We start from the raw sequence: 21367 nt of genomic DNA on the forward strand, positions 1-21367 counted from the left end.
TCATCTCCAAGATTGATTACAGACAGTCTACCCTAAGTGACTTATTAAAACCAATAGATTAAACTGGAGTCTGTTGATATTTTTACTATTTTGGCTCAAGTCAGCAAACCTCAACAGACCCTGACTTGGAGTAAACTTCAGGTTAAATAATTATGAGCGCCTATCATTATCAAGCGCTAACCAAATCAGGCTCTTCAACCAAAGGAGTTATAGAGGCTGACTCTGAACGCCAGGCGCGTCAATTATTGCGCGAGCAAGGTTTGATACCTACGCAAATTCGTACGTTTGCAAAACAACAATTACGCAATAAAGATAAATTATCAGCGCAGGATTTAGCCTTGCTAACCCGTCAACTGGCTACTTTACTGGCAGCTGGCATCCCTGTGGAGGAATCTTTACGCGGTGTCAGCGAACAAACAGAAAAAAACAAAGTGCGCAGCCTGATTATTGGCGTACGCTCTAAAGTGCTTGAAGGCTATGCTCTGGCCCAGGCGATGGGTGAGTTTCCCAATGCGTTTCCCGAATTATATCGGGCGACAGTGGGTGCTGGCGAACAGACAGGGCGTCTGGATATAGTTCTGGAAAAATTGGCCGATTATACCGAAAATCAGCAAAAGACTCGGCAAAAAATTCAACAGGCTCTTATTTATCCCACTTTAATGATTATTGTTTCAACAACAATTATCAGTTTTCTACTCGCTTTTGTAGTTCCCAAAATTATTGAAGTGTTTAGCAACAGTGGTCAAACACTGCCAGTCATGACAACGCTGTTAATTAACCTCAGTGAGTTTATTAAGACCTATGGCTTACTGGTTCTTTTGGCGATTATTGTTTTTACTGCTGTTTTTAGAAAAAGCCTTGCCAACATGAAAATTCGTACTGCATGGCACAATATTTTATTAAGCCTTCCTGTCAGCGCTTATCTGGTTCGTTCAGTCAATGTAGCCCGTTATATTCATACCTTTGGTATATTATTCGCAGCAGGAGTGAGTGTTCTGGAAACCATGCGCGTATCAGCAAGTCTGGTAAATAACATCGTTATATGTGATGCGTTTGACAAAGCAGCTATTCGCGTGCGCGAAGGCAGCGCAATCAGTCAGGCATTAAAAAATACGGGTTATATCAGTCCCATGGCAATCCATTTAATTGCCAGCGGTGAAAAAAGTGGCCAGTTATCCCTTATGATGGAACGGGCGGCATCTCATTTGGATAATGAAGTCAAACGATTGATTGATACTGCTTTAACACTTCTCGAACCAATGGTTATTTTAGTAATGGGTGCAGTCGTTTTGTTTATTGTGTTAGCAACCCTGCTTCCGGTCTTCTCCATGGAGCAATTGGTGTAGAACAAACCCGGGCGTATTTCCATATCAAGAAGTGCTACCTTGTAGTAGAATCTGTTTCTGTATTTTCTTACAGGAGATTTAATGAATAAACAAAGTGGTTTTTCTTTAATTGAAATCATGGTAGTCGTTGTCATTTTAGGTATTCTTGCCTCTATTGTAGTACCTAAAATTATCAGCCGCCCCGATGAAGCTCGTGTGGTCAAGGCAAAACAGGATGTCCTCGCCATTCAAAATGCTCTGGATCTCTATAAATTAGACAATGGTTTTTACCCTGCCAGCGATCAGGGTTTAATCGCTTTAGTTGAAAAACCAACCACAAATCCCATACCAGGAGATTGGAAACAATACCTGAAATCGTTGCCTAAAGACCCATGGGGGCGAGATTATTTATATTTGAATCCCGGACAGCATGGTGAAGTGGATGTGTATACGTTAGGTGCTTCCGGTGAGCCAGGAGGAACCGGCATCAATGCAGAAATAGGCAATTGGGATGCACGCTGAGCGTGGATTTACCTTGATTGAGATTTTGGTGGTGATTGTTATTATTTCCACCACCATTAGTTTTGCTCTTCTTGCTTTTGGCGATTTTGGTACTGGCCGCAAGGCCATTGTAGCGGCCGAAGAATTCTCTTCTTATTTAAAACTTGTCCAGCACCGCGCTTTATTGGAGGCAAATGCATTGGGTCTTGTTGTCAGTAAAGATCATTACGAAACTTATCGTCTTATCGATAACACTTGGCAAGCCATGCCTGTAAAAAGCCTTTTTCATAGGCGAAACTTACCTGCCTCCATTATTTGTACGCTCCATGTACATACTAAAAATCGACGGGGAAAGCCGGACATTGTTATCAATACTGCCGGTGATATGACAGAATTTACAATGGATTTTGGTACACTCAATCAACCAACTATAGTTACTCTACTAGGCAAACAGAATGGTCAACTCATCCTCCAATCTCAAAAATAGAGGGAAATATCTACCCGGGAAAAAATATTCAGGCTTTACTCTAGTCGAAGTGCTGCTGGCTCTATCTGTGATTGCGATAGCATTAACCGCTTTATTAAAAGCAACCGCTCAAAATGTTTCTAATACTCAACGTATAAAAGAAAAAACAGTCAGTCACTGGATTGCCCTGCAAGGTGTAACCATGATCCAGCTTGGACTGGTCCAGGTGCCTCCTAATCAGACCATTACGAAAGTTACATCAATGCTTGGACAACGCTGGTACTGGCGTGCCAGTAGTAGTCAGACACCGATAAAATTCATGCAACAAATCACCATTACAGTCAGTAAGAATCAGGCAGGACCTTTTACTGACCCTTTGATTGCCTTTTGGTATCCCGCATGAGAAAACAAACAGGCTTCACGCTTATTGAAATTTTAATCGCATTGGCAGTTTTTGCCCTTGTCGCAACCATGACGTCCTCGGTGATGTTTTATGCTTTTAATACACGAGCACGCGTTGCTGAGCAAGCCGATCAACTCAATGATTTACAACTTACCATAACGCGCATGATGCAGGATACCGAACAGGCCGTACCCAGACCTGTACGCGGTAATGACATGCAGAATTTCCCCCCATTTATAGGTGAGTCTCACTATTTCGAATTAACACGAGGCGGACTTGTCGGAACAGACCTGGAAGAAAAACGTAGCACCATGCAACGTATTGCCTGGGTATGTCATAATAATCAATTAATTCGCCGCAGTTGGGCTAATCTGGATACACCAGACCGAGAAAACCATGATACCAGAATCATGCTTGACGGATTGACTCATTGTCAGTTTACTTATTTAAATCATAATTTACAGGTTTTGTCTGAATGGCGAGCCAACGCCATACAACAAAATCAGCATGCAGAACCGTTACCTGAAGCGATACAAATCAAATTAACACCAAAGCATGGGGGAAAGATGAGTTTTCTTTTCATTATTCCCGGAGCATTCTATGCAGAAAAATAATAGCATCTCCAAGGGTAGCGCTCTCCTTTCGGCTCTTTTCATCATGACACTGGTTGCAATTGCTGCTATTGCAATGACTACCCGCTTACAGCTTGATATTTATAGAACCCGATTAACCATTGTCAGCGACAAACTTACCCTGGCTTCACAGGCAGTAACTTTTTGGGCGATGAGCGAGTTGACCAATAAAAATCAGGTTACTTTAAGTAACAGACAGGGCAAGCTGTCGGATTTTCCTGATAAATTCAGCACTATTTATCCCAATGCTCTCATTCGTGGCAGTTTATATGACTTACAAGCACGATTTAATTTAAATAATTTAGCCGATAAAAAGTATCGGTTTCTTTTTTTTAAGTTGATTGAAAATACAGTGAAAAACTTGCCACCCGCCACCCATCGCATACTGGTTCTCGCGCTGGAAGACTGGCTCAGCCCTTATCAGCCTGGACGTGGCTCCCAATCGTTTTTCAATTATTATTTAAAACAAAAACCCCCCTACTACCCTTCTCACCAATTCATGCAAAAAGTATCTGAATTCAGATTGCTGCAAGGAATGACTCCTTCAATCTATCAGGCCCTTCTTCCTTATATTACAGTGCTTCCCGACTCCCCTACGCCTATCAACATCAATACCGCATCCAAACCGGTTCTCATGGCACTTGGTAATGGTTTGAATGAAAACCAGGTTGATGAGCTAATAGAAGCTCGAGGAGAAAAAGGTATTCAGGATCTCAATCGTATTAGCCTTTTGCTCCAAAAATTAAACATTCGCCATGAAGATATTACCGTCGAGAGCCAATACTTTATGAGTGTGGCAAAAATTACTATGGAAGATTTACATCTCACCACTTATGCAATACTTAAACGAAGTAAAGATAAAAACGGTAAAATTTCTGTAAGTCTGATTAGCCAAAGCCGCAATTCATTTGAGTAAACCATTTATTCAATAGCACCATCCCCTACAGTCCCCTTTTATCTTATAATCATAGTCGTCTTTTCTGATTCCTCATGATCAACACTGATTTTTTCTTCTTCGGAACAGGATTTCGATAATGTTTTTCTATCCCAGGTAACATTTTTCTGAGCATGGATAGAGGAATTGGATTGCGTCATCCCGCTTAAACCCTCTATCATTTTTAGAGAAGAATCCTTCTCTGCCTTCTTGTCGACGTTAATAGCGGGCTCAGCTGTTTTTGTAGCTTGAAGATCAGCATCTAATTGCTTTGTAATCCCTTCTAAATTGTTCTGTAGCTCTTTATTAATCGAAGAATTGGATACTTTGAGCACTAACGTTTTAATCGCATAAACGGCCACAATTGCAGCTATGCAACCAACCGTAACAAAAAGTGCAGGAGGAAAAAAATTCCATACAGCTATCACACCCACTATGCAAACCGCAGCAGTGAAGTTGGTGAAAAAAGATCGCCAGTGGAGTTTACTATTGGCTTCATGTCGTGCGCGGGCTTTATCTATCAACGCTTCTTTATTTAAAGCTTCTGCCTTGTCTACAGGCGTTTTGCGAAAGCCCAGGGGGTTTATCTTCCACTCATTCAATTTCTTGTATTCTTCCTGATATTGTCTTCGCTCTCTTATTAAGGAAACGACTTCTTTAAAAACGCTTACTGAGGAAGCAGCAACCGATAAACCGGCCACTAAAGGAGTCATTATCGCCGTGGCTGCCGCTATCCATAAACCATAGCTGGCCACATTGAATGCATTTTCAGCAATTGAAAATACATTATCCACTACACGCCTCCAGAAAGGTTTGGTAGGATTATAATTGTATTGAACCAAGGTAACCGCAAATAATGAAACGGTACCCACTAAACCTATGACAGGCAGTCTACCGACAATTGCAGGAATCAGTCCTTGAACAAAATTGGTTATATTGGTCAATAATCCTTGAGAAGTCATTAAACCTGACACTACTGTAACAAACACCGTACCCGCAACCAGCCCCATGAGCGCAAATTTTAATTTTTGTGTGGTTTTTACACTCTGAATGACTGCTACAATGTGCTCAAATTGTTGGTGTGTCTGACACAGGTTATCGTCCATTAACTGATTAAATAATTGATGAACAGTCAATTGTTGTTTACGATAATTTTCTCGTTGACCAGATGTCGCGCCTATTGCATCAAATAACTTATCAATATCAGGAATATCATTAATTAATAGCAGATCATAATCTTTATGAAACTTTATTGGATTGGCATAGTGTTGCTTTATATTATCTTCCAGTTCTGCAAGATTATTTTTACCTATAAACTCAACAAAGATCTCAATGAATGTTTTCATTTTATTAACCATTTAGTGTCTTTATTAACCAGTATAAGGTAATATTATTAATAAAATATTAAATGGTTTAGATTAATAAATGATTAACTTGGTACCAAACAAAAAATTCAAAAAGTCGGTTTATTTTTTATAAGTAATTGCCCGGTGAAACTACTACGTAAATAAAAACCGCGAGGAAGCGTCAATATTTTATTTCCATCGTTATCAAAGCCATAACAAAGAGAGCGGCCATTGGCAGCCTTGGGCCTTACTTGAAGATACTGTCCCATGCTTGCATTAACCTCATCCAATCGCCCTGTACTCATCATTGCAACCAATTCTTGCCAGTCATTTGCTAAAATTGCTTCCTCCTGCTTATCAGGTGACCATAAAAAGCCTCGACCTATTCGGCGATGCTCAAAGGGGATTGTTTTATCTCCTTCAACAGGTAACCAAAGCACGCGTTTTAATTTGCTATAACATTGAGAAGTTAACCAGCGTTGTTGGTGAATGGTTAACAAAGGAATACTCGTAACAAATGTTGATTCTGAGGGGTTGCCCTTCGCATTAAGCGGCAATGTTTTAAGCTCAATACCAAGATGAATAAAATCGGGAAGTTGCTTCGTGCCGGCTGTGGTGCCAAGGGCCAATTCCATGGCAAGACCTGCCCAGCCCTTACGTTTTTGCGGTTCAGCAGGCATTTTTAAATCCAGGGAAGCCGCTAGCTGACTGAAACTCATTCCTTCAATATGCTGACATCGCCTTATAAGTTCTGTCTCATTATTCAGCCTTTTTTTTGCTGATAACAGGTTCATATTCACCTTTTTTTAATTCAATACTGAAGGGTGGTACTGGCGCTTGCACACCGGCTGCTTTAAATTGAGCCATAATTGCAAATAGAACTTTTGAACGCACCTCAACCCGAGTATGAATTTGCACATTGATAAAATAACGAATCTCAAACTCAATGAGTGCGTCATCGATTTGTTTTAAAAGAACCTGAGACGGTGGGTCTTCAACGATTTCGGGAATAATAGCCAGCACATCCAGGATTAATTGCTGGATTATCACCGGATCGTCCGCACGGCTGACTTTAACCGGAATAACGGTTCGTACAATACTATCCTGATGAGTCCAGTTAGTAAAAGGTTTATTAAAAGTTTCCGCGTTAGGGATAAGTACTTCCATATTATCCCAGGAAGATACACGCATGGAACGGATACCGATATGTGAAACTCGCCCTTCATGCGTCCCTAAGGTAATTAAATCCCCTTCCCGTACCGGTCTTTCAATAAGTAACATAAGTCCGCCAATGATATTCGATGCAAAATCGCGCAGACCAAAACCCATACCCACAGCAAGGCCACCAATAACCATTGACATACCACTGAAATCCAACCCTAAAACCCGTAAAGTAATAAATCCGCCAATGAGAATCACTGCATATTGAGTAAAAACCGATAAACTATTGCGAATGCCTGCGTCTCGAGCATCTCGATATAGCCAGCGATAACAAAATTCGCGTGTCCATTTTGAAGCCCAAATGAAGACAGAAAGTAAAATAAGAAACTCAAGTATACTGACCGGCGTAATATGTATCCCTGATAGATTCACTAATGGATACTCGCCAAACTGACGTATTCCTGCTCTTATCGCAGAATCGGAATACCAGCCCAAAAGCTGGAAAACAACAAAAAGACTGGTAATAAATAAAGTAACTCGAAGTATTTTATCCAGAGGTTTCAATACAACTTCGATCCATAACCAACCATTACGCAGTGATGAGATCATCCACTCTGATAAAAGATCCAATGCATCAAAAATTAAACCATGAATTAAGACATAACCGGTAATAATTAAAAGAACTTGTATCTGGTAACGGCTCATTGTCCAGGCTAAATTGATATAACCGATTAAGCCAATAATTGCAGTAGTAAATATTGTTAAAGGAATAAGAACAACTAATAACATAATTGCATTACGGAAATATCTTTTTTTACTTTTTAATAAAGGATGAAGCAAATGGGTAATCATCTCTTTACTCTTCCATCCTACTATCGAAACAGCCAGCAAAAACAGCATAAATAAGCGGCTAAAAATATCCTGTAACAGTAAAGATAAAGGTAACTCATGACTGATAGTCATTAATGTGGTTGTCCACCCGCCAATTAAGAGAAGCCATTTAAGCCGATGATAGAGATTGACATCCTGACCTGAGGCATCGCTGATCCTTTCTAACAATACAAGACGAGCGATAAGGATTAATGCTCGAAAAGTCAACCAGATAAAAATGAGATTGACTAATAAATGGTAATGCACAAAAGGAATATGATTGAGATGAAGCAAAACGATGATTGCAGCAGCAATAGCTAATTGCGAAATATTACGGCTTATCAGAATTAAAATACCATCGTATAAATGCCCTGATAAACGTGAACGCTCTTTGTCATGGGTCAAGCGTTTCAGTAGTTTATGCAAACTGACCGCCACAATACCAATAACCCCCAGAGCAAGCCAGATAAAGGTAGCAGGCAATATATCCTGCCACAAATAATTATCCCGTACTTTAAGCGTCAGGGACTTAACATAATTATAAAATTGGCCAGGAATTCTTGTGAATTGCTCCAGAATAGAAGTCCAACTATCCAGACGATATTCTGATAAAGTCTGTCTTACGGACAATTGTTTTTTGAGTTCTTGCTCATGATTTTCAAGATCTTCCTGTAGGGTTTGCTGTTGGATAGTAATTCCTTCTATTCTGGAATTAACGATACGGATTAGCGCTGAATATTGCTGCTTTAAACGGTTATCAAATAAATGACGTTGACCATTGCTTAACAGAAGCACCATTTTTTTTAGTGCCTGCTCTATATCCGATAACTGGCCAATTGCATTTTTATAGGTTTCAGTTACTGCTTGTAAAGTTCTTATGTCCGGACTTTTTTGAAGTAAATAATCAGCTTTGGCAAGTTTTTTCTGTAGATCAACTTCGGCCATTTTATGCTGAGTTAAATTGATAATCTGATCATTTAATAATAACTTTGCCTCAAGCGTAGAGTTTGCATTGGATTCCTGCTGTAATTTAATACTACTTTGATAAAGCTTATCCAATGATTCATTAAGCCTGTTTTCCTGATCACGAAGTTTTTCTAATTGCTCATGAAGATGGCTTTTGGATTTCCACAAATCGAGTTGTTGATTTTGTAAAATTAATGCATCCTGATAACGTTTAGCTAAAACCATATTCTCATTGATTAGATTGATGGTCTTTTTATTGATCTCATTAAGGGTATTAATTTTGCTGATTCGTTGCTGTGAATTAATCGGTGTTGTAGCCGCCAAAGGCGTTTGCTGCAAACGCTTTAAGCGCTGGGTAAAATCATCCTGTAATTTTTTTTGAGTAGCAAGAAAGTTTTCAAAGCTAGTGATTTTTCCCTGATTTAAAACAATCATTGCCTGATTTTCATGCAATCGCTTAGTGTATTCTGCCTGACTTTCTGGCGGCGGCAATAATTTTGATTCGTTCAGAACCTGGGTTAAATTATTCTTTTCCTGTACCAGGTATTCAATTAGTTTATTGGCGCCAGCATCTGGCTGGGCAGAAACCGCTACAGTACTTGTTAACAGGAATAACGCTAAACAACAAACAATCCACCATTGCGCATGAGAAAACAAATTGCCTGGACCAATTGTCAGGCAGGCAGATAATAAATTTTTTTTAACCGCTTTTTGTTTCAATATTACTCACTCTCATAACCTGCGTGCCACGGCCTACCTCAGCACCAAGGAATGCTGGTATTGTGCCTCAAGCGCCGGATACAGGGACAAACCGCGGCATATATCGTTATAAAGTCAACTAAAACTGAGAAAGTTGCACAAACTGAGACAATGGAATTAGATACTACATCATACTCCTTGAATACTTATCTGCCAAGACCTATCATGTCTTCCTACCCTGGATAGTTCGAATAACGTCAATAAGCTATTTCAAAAAAATAGCTTATTGACGAATTTATTTCGCTGTCGGTGCAATACGAATAGCTAATTCATTTAATTGAGCATTACTTACCGCAGCAGGTGCATTTGTCAGAAGACAAGAGGCTGATTGTGTTTTAGGAAATGCAATAACGTCACGAATTGAACTGGAATCAGTCAATAACATTGCCAGACGATCCATACCTAAAGCAATACCTCCATGAGGAGGACAGCCATATTGTAAAGCATCCAGTAGAAAACCAAATTTCTCTTTGGCCTCTTCTTCTCCAATACCCAGCATATCAAATACAGCTTGCTGTAATTGCGGTTGATGAATTCGGATGGAACCGCCTCCAATCTCATAACCGTTAATAACGATGTCATAAGCTTTAGCCAAGGTTTTGGCAGGATTTTGCCTTAATGAATCAATAGATAACTCTTGAGGGGAAGTAAAAGGATGATGCATGGATTGCAATTGATGAGTTTTGCCATCCCGTTCAAACATTGGCCAGTCAATAACCCATAATAACCGCCACCCTGCTTCAACTAATTGGCGATCATGCCCCAATTTGACACGTAAAGCCCCCATGGATTCATTAACCAGTTGTTCATGCCCGGCACCAAAGAAAATAACATCACCCGTTTTAGCATCAACCCTATCCAAAATTGCATTCACACTGGCTTCTGACAGAAATTTCAAAATAGGGGATTGCAAGCCCTGCATTCCCTGTGATTTATCATTAACTTTGATATACGCAAGCCCTTTTGCACCATAGATAGCAACAAATTGTCCATAATCATCGAGCTCTTTCCGACTCAAAGTACATCCATCAGGCAATTTTAAGGCAACTACTCTACCGTCCTGATTATCAGCTGCCTCCGCAAAAACATTAAACTCAGAATTTTTAACCAAATCAGCGATATCAATCAACTCCAAGGGAATACGCAAATCGGGTTTATCGCTCCCAAAACGTCGCATCGCCTCGGCGTACGTCATTCTTGGTAGTTTTTCAGGCAACTTCACCTGTAAAATGTCATGAAAAACTTTTTGCAACATGCCTTCAATAAGATGTTGAATGACGTCTTCATTGATGAACGCCATCTCAATATCAAGTTGAGTAAATTCAGGCTGTCGATCAGCCCGCAAATCTTCGTCACGAAAGCAGCGTACAATCTGATAATATTTATCAAAACCGGACATCATCAGTAACTGCTTGAACAATTGCGGTGATTGAGGTAACGCATAAAATTTACCGGGATGCACACGGGAAGGGACCAGATAATCCCTCGCTCCTTCTGGGGTTGCTTTGGTTAACATCGGTGTTTCAATGTCAACGAACCCCTGTGCATTAAGATATTCACGTATACAACGAATCATATTGTGTCTTAAAGTGAGATTACACTGCATCTCGCTACGTCTTAAATCGAGATAACGAAAACGATAACGCAAATCTTCATTAACGAACTGGTGATCATCCGGTAAAAAAGGTGGGATCTGAGCTTGATTTAATATTTCAAGTTCACTCCCAACAATTTCAATGGAACCTGTCGCCATATTTTCATTAATCATACCTGCTGGTCGCTTGCGAACCGCTCCTGTCACACGCACAACAAATTCATGGCGCAATTTTTCCGCACTGGTAAAAACTTCAGCAAGTTCTGGCTCATAAACAACCTGAAGCAGACCCGAACTATCGCGTATGTCCAAAAATATAACACCACCGTGGTCACGACGGTTATGAACCCAACCACAAATACGAACGGTTTGTCCAATCATGGTTTCATTAACATTGACACAATAATGTGATCTCATAAACTACCTGTTTAAAAAATTAGACGTTTACTTCCGTCATTGGAGGGGTTGGAGGAGCCACGACACCTAAAGAAATAATAAATTTTAATGCTTCCTCGATTGACATGGATAACTCGATAGCATTTTCTTTGGGAATCATCATTAAAAAACCCGACGTAGGATTGGGTGTTGTTGGCACAAAAAGAGATAACATTTCCTCGCCTGTTCGCGAAAGCACTTCAGGATGCGATGTACCTGTGAGAAACGCAAGACTCCACAACCCTTTACGCGGATATTCGATTAATAACACCTTGCGAAATGCCTGGCTGTTAGTTGCAAATACAGCCTGTATCACCTGCTTGGACGCATTGTATATAGAACGTACTAAAGGTATTTTTGCTAATACGGCCTCTCCCCAGGCTACCAGATGCTGTCCCAAAAAATTGGTGGCCAGAACGCCGGTTGTTATCAATAAAATCAGCGAAATGATCACACCCAAACCAGGAATATGCATGCCAACCAGCTGCTCAGGTCTGTACGCCGCAGGCAATAAAGCCATCGTACCATCAAGAAGCTCCACAATAAAACGCAGCACTACGATAGTCACCAGAATGGGTAACCAAACTATTAAGCCAGCCAGGAGATACCGCCGTAAGGATTTTGAATTCACTCTTTCTCACCTTTCGTTTTACTTGCTGACGACGTATTCGACTCAGATTCTTTTTTTGCCGCAGGTTTCGCTTCACTTGTTACAGCCGTATCAGAACCGGTTTCTTTTTTATGTTCGGATCTACCCTTATTTTTAAAATCAGTGACATACCAACCACTTCCCTTTAATTGAAAACCCGCTGCAGAAACCAGCCGTGTCGCTGTATCTTCACAACAACGAGGACATTGCTTAACCGGTGCGTCATTTATTTTTTGCATTAAATCAAAATGATGATGGCAACTGGTACATTCATATTCATAAATTGGCATCAACTTATCTCCTTGACAGATAAACTCGAAAAAAAACGGATAGTAATAATTCTACTTGGTAGCTATTACCTATTCTCTTCTCATGAGTTATGAAGAATAAACCAGGGATTATAGCTAACATGCGAAATATGGACAATCCATCTGATTCTGAATTTAGTTTCTGGTCAAACTCTATACATTGCTTATAATTATAATCAGATAGAAATATCACAATTGTCCAGGACTTATTTGAGATTGATTGAATACTTCAGGATGCTCTTCTCGGAAAGCTTTGATCTTCTTTTCCATATCCTCATCCTTTTTAAGAACATCTTCAATGTTTTGATATTCATGCATTTTTATACGGTTAATTGGTGAATCTCTACGTAGAGATAAATGCTCCATAATGGCCTTTTTCTCATAAGTTCTTTTGTCCATTGATAAAATTACTGGCTCTTTCATAATTTCCCACGTGATAAGACAACACAATTCATCGGGGATCTCTTGCACTGATTTTTCGGAGAAAGAAGTTGTGGTTGTTGTCGTGGTGGTGGTGGTAGCTTTTGCTTCCTCTCTATTGAATTCAGAAAAATCAGGTTCAGGCAAAGAAATAGGCCAACGAAACTTCGAAATGATGGATCTCGATATGGAGAAAAAAGAGTGCGAATTAGCATTGGCAACAGACATTCGTTCAGTGGATTGTGAAGACCAGGGACTATTGTTGTTTGATTCAACTCTTTTTTCTTTATCTCGACCTTCTTGTTTTTGAACGTTCTGCATAATTTGATCGTGAATACGCTGTTGTTCTTCTATGTAAGCTTGCTCGCTTGCTTCAAGCGCCCACTTAAGTTCTTTGTCTTCTTCTTCAAAAACGCCGTCCGGTTTCGCGTTGGTGTCAGATACTGCCTTTTGGGAAGAAGATTTGATTTCCTTTTGCATCATCTCGTCTGCTGAAGGAGGCTGCATGTATTCTGTTGTGTATTGGATTCCCTTTATATGGGGTCCCTTTACTAGCTTGCGGACTTCGCGCTGATAAATTACAGGCGGGTCCAACCGATACATCTCTTGAGCTTCTTCCATTGAACAAAAACCAAGGATTCTCACCTGTTTATCATCAATGTTTTCGTATTCTAAAATGTACCAATATTTTCGCCTGTTTGGCCATTTCATTGTATGATCTTTAGCATCCTGGATCGAACTAAAATCTAACAAAGTGTTCCTTGTAAAAGTCTCTCCGGCCGTAATCTTTTTGACACAATCTTCGTTTGTAAATTTCGCACCTTTAAAGTCTATTTGAGCAACAAAAAATTTAGAATCAGGGCTTATAGGGGAAATGGAAGGCATTATTTTTTCCTCAGTATGTTAATAAACCATTTGAATACAAAAATACATCTTCATAACAACATGATGACTTAAAAAAAGCGATTAAAAATCAATAAATACTCCAGTTAATCAAAGTTGTTAATCCAACTTCCTTCATAAGAAAGCGTCGCTAAAAGAGGTCCATACATTTTTGCCGATAATGTTGAAATATTATCAGACAAAGCCAGCATTTCTTTATCGAGGCAGTTAGCCACCCAACCAGCATAATGAATCTGATTGGTCTTTAATACTGAATCCGTGAGCAATGCATGGTTTAAACAACCAAGACGCATCGCTACGACTACAATAACCGGTATTTGTGTCAACTTTAAAAAATCAAGCCAGGTTTCTTCCTCGTTCAAGGGCACCAATAAACCACCGGCTCCTTCTACCAATAAATAATCTAATGAGGAAAATTGCTCATTGCAACAAAAATCAGCGATCTCCTGACTGCTTAATCGCTTGCCAGCTTCTTTTGCAGCGAGATGAGGTGAGACAGGCGAAACAAATTGCCAACCATTAATCGGATAGTTGGCATGATTATATTGCTGTAATTTTAACAGATCTGCGTTTTCCAATTGATCGTTATTTACCAGACAACCACTTGCTACGGGTTTTATAGCCAGAGCACTTTTTTTCTTTTGTTGTAAATGCTCCACTAACCGGCAAGTTACGTAGGTTTTACCGCAATCGGTATCCGTACCAGTAATAAAATAGGTTTTCACAGGAGCCGCCTTAAAACAGTGATCAACTCATCCGGATGCGATAAAAAAGGGAGGTGAGCTGCTTTTGTAAACATGAAATAATCAAACGCAGAATAACGCTTTTGCATTGCTTCCATGGTGGTTCGCGGTACAATAGCATCCAATTGTCCGAAAATAAAACAGGTCGGCCTGTTGAAATCTTGCAAAGACACTCTCAGATCCCATTGCGCTAAAATTTGCAAACCTTGTTGCAGACTGTGCGGTGCAAGTTTTTGCTCATGGGGATACTCATAAGTCTGGCCATTCAACTGTAATCGAATAAATTCAGACAAGGTTGCTTGCGGGTTTTTTATCAAATTAGAGTAAAAACCAGCAAAAACAGTTTTAGTAATACCCGGCCAATTTTGTTCTTTTATAAAATAAGGCGAAGTCGCGATATTCATCAGATGACTTATCCGGGAAGGTTCTTCAATAGCCAGCCTTGTGGCAAACAAACCGCCCATAGACCAGCCAATGAGTGCAAAGGAATCCGGCAATTGTTGCAACAATTTTTGTTTAAAAAAAACCCAATCCATGGGCGAGCTAAGACCAAACCCGGGTAAATCCACCAAATAAAGCTGATATTCTTTTTCAAGACGAGTAGCCAGCGGTAACCAAACGCGATGATCAAAACCCCAGCCATGAAAAAGTACCAGCGGTTTTCCCTGTCCTCTAATTTCAATATGTAGATTCATAAATTTGATGAAGTTGTGAAAATAAATAATCAATCTGATCAGAGTTATGATGATAATTGATTATTATTCTTAAGCCTGTGTGTTTTTTAGTGACGGTAGGTTCACGTATAGCCTGACAAAAAATACCTTTACTCCGCAACACCTCTGCATAGTGTAACGCTTTATGAGGACAGCCTAATTGCAATTGCTGAACAGGCGTTTGCGAACAAACCCATTTTAAAGGTGAATGACTACAGGCTTTCTGAAAATAATCAATCAATTGATGGAGTTTTCGTCGCTTATCATCAGACTTTCGAATAATAGTTAACGTTTCTAATAAGCCATAAGTAAAAGCAGGACTTATCGCTGTCGAATAAATAAAGGAACGTGCAGATTGCAGCAACGCATCAATCCATTCTTCAGAGCCTGCTACTACCGCACCCTGCGCTGCAAATGCCTTGCCAAGCGGTATAATTCGTAAGGGAATATGCCGTTGCGATAAACCATAATGCACCACAGCTCCTAAACCCTCGCGACCCCATACACCAAAGGCATGCGCTTCATCAACAAGGCAGTCTGCACTATGAGTAGCACAAAGCGTTGTCATTTCATGCAGGTTGGTCATTTGACCACTCATGCTAAATACACTTTCCGTAATAACAACGGGATTAGAAGGCCGTTTTTGTAATTTTAACGCAAGATTTTGAAGATTATTATGCAAGTATCGCGTATAACGAACATTCGTCAAACGTAAACCATCATAGAAAGAAGCATGTAGCGCTTTATCAAGGAGCAGATGCGTTTCAAATTGGCTTAATAACGTGATGATAGCCAAATTAGCTGCATAACCTGAACTAAATAAAAGCGCATCATCTACTTTTAAAGCCTTTGCAAAAGCTTGCTCCAATTCTTTATGAATTCCATGATAACCGCACACCACCATTGAGCCACCGCTCCCTGATGGGTAGTCAGCAAAACCTTTTTGAAACGCGTTGCTAATACGCGAATCAAGGCTTAACGATAAATAATCGTTGGAACTGAAGTTCAACCAATCATCATAAACAGACAAACGTTTACGATGTAAGCCTTGTTCTTTCAGTCGCGCTGTATGATCAATAAGCCGGGAATTTATCATATTTCGGTAAAAGCCTTTAATCCTAATTTATCAAAAAGGATTTGATCGTCATCTTGTTCTGGATTAGCTTCTGTTAATAGCTTGCCACCAATGAATACAGAGTTAGCCCCCGCGAAATAACATAAAGCCTGTAACTCATCACTCATTTCGGTTCGCCCGGCTGTTAAACGAATAACACTGGTCGGCATGATTATCCGCGCTGTAGCAATGGTTCTTACCAGCTCAACGCCTTCAACCTGTTTAGCTTTTGCTAAAGGCGTACCTTCCACCGGAATCAGGCGATTAATCGGTATGCTTTCAGGAGGCGTTTCCATAGTTGCCAGAGTCCATAAAAATTCAATTCTATCTTCGCGGCTTTCACCGAGTCCCAGAATCCCGCCACAACAAACCCCAAGCCCCGCTTGCCGTACATGATCCAATGTTTCCAAACGTTCGCTAAAACGGCGCGTAGTCACTACCTTGTCGTAATAAGAAGGAGAGGTATCGATATTATGATTATAAAAATCCAGTCCTGCTTCCTTTAAAGCCTGAGCCTGTTCAGGCTTTAACATACCTAACGTCATGCAGGCTTCCATATCCAGTGCTTTCACGCCCGCAATCATTGCAGTTAAGTCTGCCATGGCCTTCTCAGGAGGACAACGCCAGGCTGCTCCCATACAAAAACGTTGGGCACCATTGGCTTTCGCTTCTCTCGCCTTAGCCAATACCTGTTCAACCGACATTAATTTTTCTTTTTCAACACGTGTCTTATGATGACCACTTTGTGAACAGTATCCACAATCCTCAGGACAAGCTCCTGTCTTAATGCTAAGTAACCTGGCTAATTGTAACGTATTTTCAGCATGATTTTGCCTATGAACAGCATGAGCGTCATAAAGCAGATTATTAAAGGGCTGAGTATAGATACGTTCTATTTCCTCCAAATTCCAGGGCTTATTGTTTTTGGTCATTGTTTCTCACATTCTTTTATTTTAGCGAACATGATAAAGTGACATCAGTTCTTGTCAACCAAAAAATTAAATGATGGTTAACGTTAATCAACTCATTGAAAATGATTTAAATCATATCTGGCATCCTTGCACACAGATGAAAGATTTCCTGGAGACTCCCCCGTTAGTAGTTCACAAAGCGCAGGGCAGCTATCTTTATACTGATAAAGGGCCAGTTATTGATGCCACATCAAGTTGGTGGTGTAAATCTCTTGGTCATGGCCATCCTGCGGTTATCGAAGCCATTAAAAAGCAACTGGACTGCTTTGAGCATGTTATCGCAGCCAACACCACTCATGAGAAGCTGGTTGAGTTAGGAGAAAAACTGGCCAAAATCAGCAACAAACAACACCTCTTTTTTGCGTCTGACGGTTCCAGTGCCGTGGAAATTGCCATGAAACTGGCTTTGCATGCCAGCCAATTAAAAGGACAAGCTCATCGTAATGAATTTATTGCATTGAAAAACAGTTATCATGGTGAAACATTGGCCACTTTAAGTGTTAGCGACACAGGACTTTATAAAAAACCTTACGAGGGTTATGGGGTAACTTGTCATTTCATTCAATCCATTCCTTATGTCTCTGGCAGTGATGATCCCTTGTGGCAAGATGCTGGTGTTTATTGGCCCTCAATGTTGACCGAACTTGAAAAAATCAAGGAAAATACGTGCGCACTTATTGTGGAGCCTCTTGTGCAAGGCGCTAACGGCATGAAATGTTATAGCGCTGATTTTTTAACTAAACTAGCGCATTGGACTAAAGAAAATAATATTTACTTCATTGCTGATGAAATTATGACGGGACTGGGAAGAACAGGACAATGGCTTGCTTCTCATCATGCCAACATAGATGCCGATTTGATCTGTTTATCCAAGGGACTCACATCAGGCACGCTACCGCTAAGTTGCGTTCTTATTGACAAAGCGATTTATGAATTATTTTATGATGATTACGATAAAGGAAAATCTTTTCTTCATTCCCATACATACAGCGGCAATGCCTTGGCGGTTAGTGCAGCACTTGCCACATTGAAAATAATGGAAAGCGAGGGAGTGAATGATCAGGCAAAAAAAACAGGTCAATTAATGCGTGATAACATTCAGCAAATCGCTTCTATAACCAGTAAATTAACTAATATAAGATCTCTGGGGGCAATCGTTGCGGCCGATTTACAAAAGGATGATGTGAAACGTCCCGGCTATAGACTTTATCAGGAAGCACTTCATAGAGGCGCGCTGTTAAGACCTTTAGGCAATACACTCTACTGGCTACCTCCTTTAAATACTGAATCATCAGTTATTGAAGCATTAGCAGAAATTACTTTAAACTCAATAAGAGCCGTTTATCAACAGTAATTGGTATGAAGCATGCAGATAATCTACCTCTGATAATTAGATAACTGGAAAGAGAAAATGAGTAAATTATTAACAGTAATTCTTCTTATAGGCTCTTTTATTTTCCACAGTGCAGAAGCGGAAGAGATCAATGCTTCCGGCAATTATTGGCGTTGTACCTCGTTTGATGGGGAAAATAAAGAATGGACGGTGAATAGTAACTATGAACTATCGGCAATTAATAAAGCACTTGATGCCTGTAAAAAGCAAAGCAATCGGCCGACCAGTTGCAAGACAGCCAAAGAAACTTGTGAAGTATTTATCAATGGCACATCAACCCGCCCAATGTGGCGCTGCACTGCTCTGGACCAAATGGCTAAAACATGGCCTGGCAATATCTACGCGCATAGGGACGATGCGGCAATTGCCGCAAAAGCTTATTGTCAACAAGAGAGTTCCTTTCCGGACACATGTTATATTAATCTAATAACTTGTAAAAATTTAAATTCAAGAGAATAATCACTTATGTATTGTGTAGGATTAACAGGCAACATTGCCAGCGGCAAGACAACTGTAAGTCGTTTTTTTAAAGAAAGAGGCGTTACAGTAATCAGTGCCGATGAAGCAGCGAGAGAATTAACGGCGCGCAAGCAGGACGCTTTGATTGCTATTGAGCATTATTTTGGCAAATCTGTTATTCTGCCATCCGGTGAGCTTAATCGGGCCATGCTGCGGCAAATCATCTTCAGCGCCCCTGAAAAAAGGCAATGGCTGGAACAACTATTACATCCTCTTATAAGGCAATATATTGCCAATAAAGTCAGAGAAACAAAGTCTCCTTATTCCATGATTGAAATTCCTCTTTTGATTAAACGTTCTGATTATCCTTACTTAAATCGCGTATTACTTGTTCAGGCCGAACGGGAACAGCAAATCGAACGTGTCATTCACCGCGATAACTGCTCCAAAGAGCATGCGGAAACAATATTAACCCTTCAGAACAATACTATGGATCAACAAAAATTGGCCGATGATATCATTAATAACGATGGTTCGATTTTCGAACTGGAAAAAAAAATTGAAAGTTTACATCAGCGGTATTTACAATTAGCTACCCAAAAGTCATGATAGCATTGTTTTTTCTAATTATTATTTCCTCTTAATTATGGTAGACTGCGCTCAAAGCAGGCTAAGGACAGCATTTTTTTATGTATGAAGAGACTATTACTTTTGAGCTAGCCACTCATTTTTTACCCAAAATCGCATTAAGATTAGAATATCTGCATCAAACTATCAATCAAGCCTGTGAAGAAACCCATCCCATTATTCATCACTACGCCTTAAAAAATGTGATTGAAATTATTAAATTAATCGAGAAACCTGAGCTTAAAAGTCGTTTTTTAAAAGAACTAATGCGCATAGAACACACGCTAAACAAATCCAACACTAAAATTTCTGCCGACCTCTACGATACTCTGTACACGCAAATTCAAGTATTAAATCATGTAGCCGGTCGATTTGGAGAAAATATTCACAGTAATCCTTTTTTGCTATCTATAAAACTGAGTCCCTCTCCTCATAATATTGATTGCGAAAGCTACTCGCCCCAACTTTTACTCTGGCTGGAATCTAACCCGGCCATGAGACAACGTGATCTGGCTATGTGGTTAGATAAACTCAGACCCTTACACCGCACTGTTAGTCTTTATTTGTCTTTATTAAGAAATACGGCACAATTTGAGGAAATAAATATGGTTAACGGATTTTATCAACGTCCATTACCTCCTAAAACATCCTGTCATCTTATTTTGCTACGAATTAATAAATCATTTGGCATTGTTCCACGAATGCAGCTTGGACATCATGGTTTAAGTCTTCGATTATGTGAGATCAGTACCATGCGTGAAGTGCGTGAAACTGAAGCCAGACTGGATTTGGCGCTTTGCCAATTATAAGTTTTTTCCATAAAATTCTTTTTCCAGTACGCAATGATAGTTAAAATTAATTAATTATAGGAATGAAAATGAAAAAAAAACTGATGATTGGTTTGAGTCTTCTTCCCTTGTTTGCCCAATCCTCTGAATTAAAAACTTTCTCTGAAATAAGACATGCCTTTTCTCAGGGTTCAGAATTAACTTTTGTCATCTCTTTAAAAAAATGCCAATCAGACCGTTCGCTGGGTGACATTACCATTTCCACAAAGCCTGAAGCGATTATGCTTATTCAGAATAAAAAGCTAACCGCCTCCAATAAGCATTTTACGCTTAATGATCCGTCTTTCTCAGGCTCACCTGTTATCGAATACAACAAATATACTATTAATATGAAAGGTGACGCTGAACTAATGACGACAGTAATGGACGCTCGTGATTATCACCCACTCGCTAATCATAAAATAAATTGTGAGTTGGGCAAAGGATTTCTCGTATTTGATAAAAACGAATAACTCAGCCAGAAAGGAACGGGCAACGACTTCGAGACGATGCATTGCATCCTCCTCAGGCCGAACGGTATAATGTCCCAAGTCAATAATCTTATCTTATTTCAATAATTATTAGCGAATAATTATCATCTTGACTAAACTATTAATGGAAGTATTAAACTATTTTCACCTAAAAAGAAGGATAAGAAAACATGAATAATACTAGAAAGATAGCGATAGCTTGTTTCCTCTTAACGACTCTGGGTCTATTGAGCGCCTGCGGTACAATTAAGGGCTTCGGTCAGGACGTTTCAAGAACCGGTCGAGATATTCAAAGAGCCGCCAGTTAATACGAGTTTTATGAGATGGCCCGTTTTAAGCGGGCTTCTATAGTTGTAG

23 protein-coding genes are annotated in these 21367 nt (G+C 39.9%); 12 read left to right on the forward strand and 11 right to left on the reverse strand.

Annotation, left to right across the window (positions count from 1 at the left end; all coding sequences use genetic code 11):
* The first annotated feature begins 152 nt into the window (after positions 1-152).
* The 6 genes from lspF to gspK all read left to right on the forward strand — a co-directional run bounded on the left by lspF (position 153) and on the right by gspK (position 4243).
* The gene (gene lspF / locus T345_RS0100865) at positions 153-1346 is read left to right on the forward strand and encodes a GspF family T2SS innner membrane protein variant LspF (protein ID WP_028387671.1); all 1194 of its coding nucleotides are present in this window, start codon (positions 153-155) and stop codon (positions 1344-1346) included.
* An 81-nt stretch (positions 1347-1427) separates the two neighbouring features.
* Positions 1428-1847: a GspG family T2SS major pseudopilin variant LspG gene (lspG, locus tag T345_RS0100870; RefSeq protein ID WP_028387672.1), complete on the forward strand. Its 420-nt coding sequence runs from the start codon at positions 1428-1430 to the stop codon at positions 1845-1847.
* The gene (locus tag T345_RS0100875) at positions 1837-2313 is read left to right on the forward strand and encodes a prepilin-type N-terminal cleavage/methylation domain-containing protein (protein WP_028387673.1); all 477 of its coding nucleotides are present in this window, start codon (positions 1837-1839) and stop codon (positions 2311-2313) included. Before lspG ends, T345_RS0100875 begins: the two co-directional genes overlap by 11 nt.
* Positions 2282-2695 carry a type II secretion system minor pseudopilin GspI gene (gspI, locus tag T345_RS13180; protein ID WP_051555067.1) on the forward strand — a complete coding sequence of 138 codons (414 nt, stop codon included), beginning with the start codon at positions 2282-2284 and terminating at the stop codon, positions 2693-2695. The genes T345_RS0100875 and gspI overlap by 32 nt, the downstream gene beginning before the upstream one ends.
* Positions 2692-3309, forward strand: a complete 618-nt coding sequence (gene lspJ, locus T345_RS0100885; RefSeq protein WP_028387674.1) for a GspJ family T2SS minor pseudopilin variant LspJ — start codon at positions 2692-2694, stop codon at positions 3307-3309. The genes gspI and lspJ overlap by 4 nt, the downstream gene beginning before the upstream one ends.
* Positions 3296-4243, forward strand: a complete 948-nt coding sequence (gspK, locus tag T345_RS0100890; protein WP_028387675.1) for a type II secretion system minor pseudopilin GspK — start codon at positions 3296-3298, stop codon at positions 4241-4243. Before lspJ ends, gspK begins: the two co-directional genes overlap by 14 nt.
* A gap of 38 nt (positions 4244-4281) precedes the next feature.
* Here gspK and T345_RS0100895 read toward each other — a convergent pair whose 3' ends face one another.
* The 11 genes from T345_RS0100895 to bioB form a co-directional block, all read right to left on the reverse strand.
* The gene (locus T345_RS0100895; RefSeq protein ID WP_131777755.1) at positions 4282-5607 is read right to left on the reverse strand and encodes a hypothetical protein; all 1326 of its coding nucleotides are present in this window, start codon (positions 5605-5607) and stop codon (positions 4282-4284) included.
* Between the two features lie 107 nt (positions 5608-5714).
* Entirely contained in the window at positions 5715-6401 is a 687-nt protein-coding gene (gene mutH / locus T345_RS0100900) for a DNA mismatch repair endonuclease MutH (RefSeq protein WP_028387677.1), read from the reverse strand.
* A complete protein-coding gene (locus tag T345_RS13185) occupies positions 6367-9324 on the reverse strand; it encodes a mechanosensitive ion channel domain-containing protein (protein WP_242604590.1) in 2958 nt (985 codons plus the stop codon). Before T345_RS13185 ends, mutH begins: the two co-directional genes overlap by 35 nt.
* A 274-nt stretch (positions 9325-9598) precedes the next feature.
* Positions 9599-11374 (reverse strand): aspartate--tRNA ligase, encoded by a 1776-nt coding sequence (gene aspS, locus T345_RS0100910; RefSeq protein ID WP_028387678.1) that lies wholly within the window; start codon positions 11372-11374, stop codon positions 9599-9601.
* A gap of 19 nt (positions 11375-11393) precedes the next feature.
* On the reverse strand, positions 11394-12023 hold the full coding sequence (locus tag T345_RS0100915; protein ID WP_028387679.1) for a DUF502 domain-containing protein: 630 nt from the start codon (positions 12021-12023) through the stop codon (positions 11394-11396).
* The gene (locus T345_RS0100920) at positions 12020-12331 is read right to left on the reverse strand and encodes an FmdB family zinc ribbon protein (RefSeq protein WP_028387680.1); all 312 of its coding nucleotides are present in this window, start codon (positions 12329-12331) and stop codon (positions 12020-12022) included. The genes T345_RS0100915 and T345_RS0100920 overlap by 4 nt, the downstream gene beginning before the upstream one ends.
* Positions 12332-12538: 207 nt before the next feature.
* Positions 12539-13480: a U-box domain-containing protein gene (locus T345_RS0100925; protein ID WP_165476856.1), complete on the reverse strand. Its 942-nt coding sequence runs from the start codon at positions 13478-13480 to the stop codon at positions 12539-12541.
* A 278-nt stretch (positions 13481-13758) separates the two neighbouring features.
* Positions 13759-14397, reverse strand: coding sequence for a dethiobiotin synthase (bioD, locus tag T345_RS0100930; RefSeq protein WP_028387682.1), 639 nt, complete (start codon positions 14395-14397; stop codon positions 13759-13761).
* Positions 14394-15110: an alpha/beta fold hydrolase gene (locus T345_RS0100935; RefSeq protein ID WP_028387683.1), complete on the reverse strand. Its 717-nt coding sequence runs from the start codon at positions 15108-15110 to the stop codon at positions 14394-14396. The genes bioD and T345_RS0100935 overlap by 4 nt, the downstream gene beginning before the upstream one ends.
* Complete coding sequence (locus T345_RS0100940) at positions 15094-16224, reverse strand: aminotransferase class I/II-fold pyridoxal phosphate-dependent enzyme (protein WP_035917857.1); 1131 nt, start codon at positions 16222-16224, stop codon at positions 15094-15096. Before T345_RS0100940 ends, T345_RS0100935 begins: the two co-directional genes overlap by 17 nt.
* On the reverse strand, positions 16221-17174 hold the full coding sequence (gene bioB / locus T345_RS0100945) for a biotin synthase BioB (RefSeq protein ID WP_028387685.1): 954 nt from the start codon (positions 17172-17174) through the stop codon (positions 16221-16223). The genes T345_RS0100940 and bioB overlap by 4 nt, the downstream gene beginning before the upstream one ends.
* A gap of 73 nt (positions 17175-17247) precedes the next feature.
* On the opposite strand from bioB, the gene bioA reads away from it, so the two are divergent.
* The 6 genes from bioA to T345_RS0100975 all read left to right on the forward strand — a co-directional run bounded on the left by bioA (position 17248) and on the right by T345_RS0100975 (position 21318).
* On the forward strand, positions 17248-18567 hold the full coding sequence (bioA, locus tag T345_RS0100950) for an adenosylmethionine--8-amino-7-oxononanoate transaminase (protein WP_028387686.1): 1320 nt from the start codon (positions 17248-17250) through the stop codon (positions 18565-18567).
* A 57-nt stretch (positions 18568-18624) separates the two neighbouring features.
* On the forward strand, positions 18625-19065 hold the full coding sequence (locus T345_RS0100955; protein ID WP_028387687.1) for a hypothetical protein: 441 nt from the start codon (positions 18625-18627) through the stop codon (positions 19063-19065).
* Positions 19066-19071: 6 nt separating this feature from the next.
* On the forward strand, positions 19072-19674 hold the full coding sequence (gene coaE, locus T345_RS0100960) for a dephospho-CoA kinase (protein ID WP_028387688.1): 603 nt from the start codon (positions 19072-19074) through the stop codon (positions 19672-19674).
* 80 nt (positions 19675-19754) lie between these two features.
* On the forward strand, positions 19755-20501 hold the full coding sequence (gene zapD / locus T345_RS0100965) for a cell division protein ZapD (protein WP_028387689.1): 747 nt from the start codon (positions 19755-19757) through the stop codon (positions 20499-20501).
* Between the two features lie 68 nt (positions 20502-20569).
* Positions 20570-20992, forward strand: a complete 423-nt coding sequence (locus T345_RS0100970; RefSeq protein ID WP_028387690.1) for a VirK family protein — start codon at positions 20570-20572, stop codon at positions 20990-20992.
* A 188-nt stretch (positions 20993-21180) separates the two neighbouring features.
* On the forward strand, positions 21181-21318 hold the full coding sequence (locus T345_RS0100975; protein ID WP_028387691.1) for an entericidin A/B family lipoprotein: 138 nt from the start codon (positions 21181-21183) through the stop codon (positions 21316-21318).
* The last annotated feature ends 49 nt before the right edge of the window (positions 21319-21367 follow it).

The sequence above is a fragment of the Legionella fairfieldensis ATCC 49588 genome (genome assembly GCF_000621525.1).
In the GTDB taxonomy this organism is placed as follows: Bacteria; Pseudomonadota; Gammaproteobacteria; order Legionellales; family Legionellaceae; genus Tatlockia; species Tatlockia fairfieldensis.

Excerpts from the sequence above, each read along its gene's own strand:
- lspG (WP_028387672.1), top strand. The coding sequence starts at position 1,428 with ATGAATAAACAAAGTGGTTTTTCTTTAATTGAAATCATGGTAGTCGTT.
- lspJ (WP_028387674.1), top strand. The coding sequence starts at position 2,692 with ATGAGAAAACAAACAGGCTTCACGCTTATTGAAATTTTAATCGCATTG.
- mutH (WP_028387677.1), bottom strand. The coding sequence starts at position 6,401 with ATGAACCTGTTATCAGCAAAAAAAAGGCTGAATAATGAGACAGAACTT.
- T345_RS0100925 (WP_165476856.1), bottom strand. The coding sequence starts at position 13,480 with ATGAAATGGCCAAACAGGCGAAAATATTGGTACATTTTAGAATACGAA.
- T345_RS0100935 (WP_028387683.1), bottom strand. The coding sequence starts at position 15,110 with ATGAATCTACATATTGAAATTAGAGGACAGGGAAAACCGCTGGTACTT.
- T345_RS0100940 (WP_035917857.1), bottom strand. The coding sequence starts at position 16,224 with ATGATAAATTCCCGGCTTATTGATCATACAGCGCGACTGAAAGAACAA.
- T345_RS0100895 (WP_131777755.1), bottom strand. The coding sequence starts at position 5,607 with ATGAAAACATTCATTGAGATCTTTGTTGAGTTTATAGGTAAAAATAAT.
- aspS (WP_028387678.1), bottom strand. The coding sequence starts at position 11,374 with ATGAGATCACATTATTGTGTCAATGTTAATGAAACCATGATTGGACAA.
- lspF (WP_028387671.1), top strand. The coding sequence starts at position 153 with ATGAGCGCCTATCATTATCAAGCGCTAACCAAATCAGGCTCTTCAACC.
- T345_RS0100975 (WP_028387691.1), top strand. The coding sequence starts at position 21,181 with ATGAATAATACTAGAAAGATAGCGATAGCTTGTTTCCTCTTAACGACT.
- coaE (WP_028387688.1), top strand. The coding sequence starts at position 19,072 with ATGTATTGTGTAGGATTAACAGGCAACATTGCCAGCGGCAAGACAACT.
- T345_RS0100920 (WP_028387680.1), bottom strand. The coding sequence starts at position 12,331 with ATGCCAATTTATGAATATGAATGTACCAGTTGCCATCATCATTTTGAT.
- gspK (WP_028387675.1), top strand. The coding sequence starts at position 3,296 with ATGCAGAAAAATAATAGCATCTCCAAGGGTAGCGCTCTCCTTTCGGCT.
- gspI (WP_051555067.1), top strand. The coding sequence starts at position 2,282 with ATGGTCAACTCATCCTCCAATCTCAAAAATAGAGGGAAATATCTACCC.
- T345_RS0100955 (WP_028387687.1), top strand. The coding sequence starts at position 18,625 with ATGAGTAAATTATTAACAGTAATTCTTCTTATAGGCTCTTTTATTTTC.
- zapD (WP_028387689.1), top strand. The coding sequence starts at position 19,755 with ATGTATGAAGAGACTATTACTTTTGAGCTAGCCACTCATTTTTTACCC.
- T345_RS0100875 (WP_028387673.1), top strand. The coding sequence starts at position 1,837 with ATGCACGCTGAGCGTGGATTTACCTTGATTGAGATTTTGGTGGTGATT.
- T345_RS0100970 (WP_028387690.1), top strand. The coding sequence starts at position 20,570 with ATGAAAAAAAAACTGATGATTGGTTTGAGTCTTCTTCCCTTGTTTGCC.
- bioA (WP_028387686.1), top strand. The coding sequence starts at position 17,248 with ATGGTTAACGTTAATCAACTCATTGAAAATGATTTAAATCATATCTGG.
- bioB (WP_028387685.1), bottom strand. The coding sequence starts at position 17,174 with ATGACCAAAAACAATAAGCCCTGGAATTTGGAGGAAATAGAACGTATC.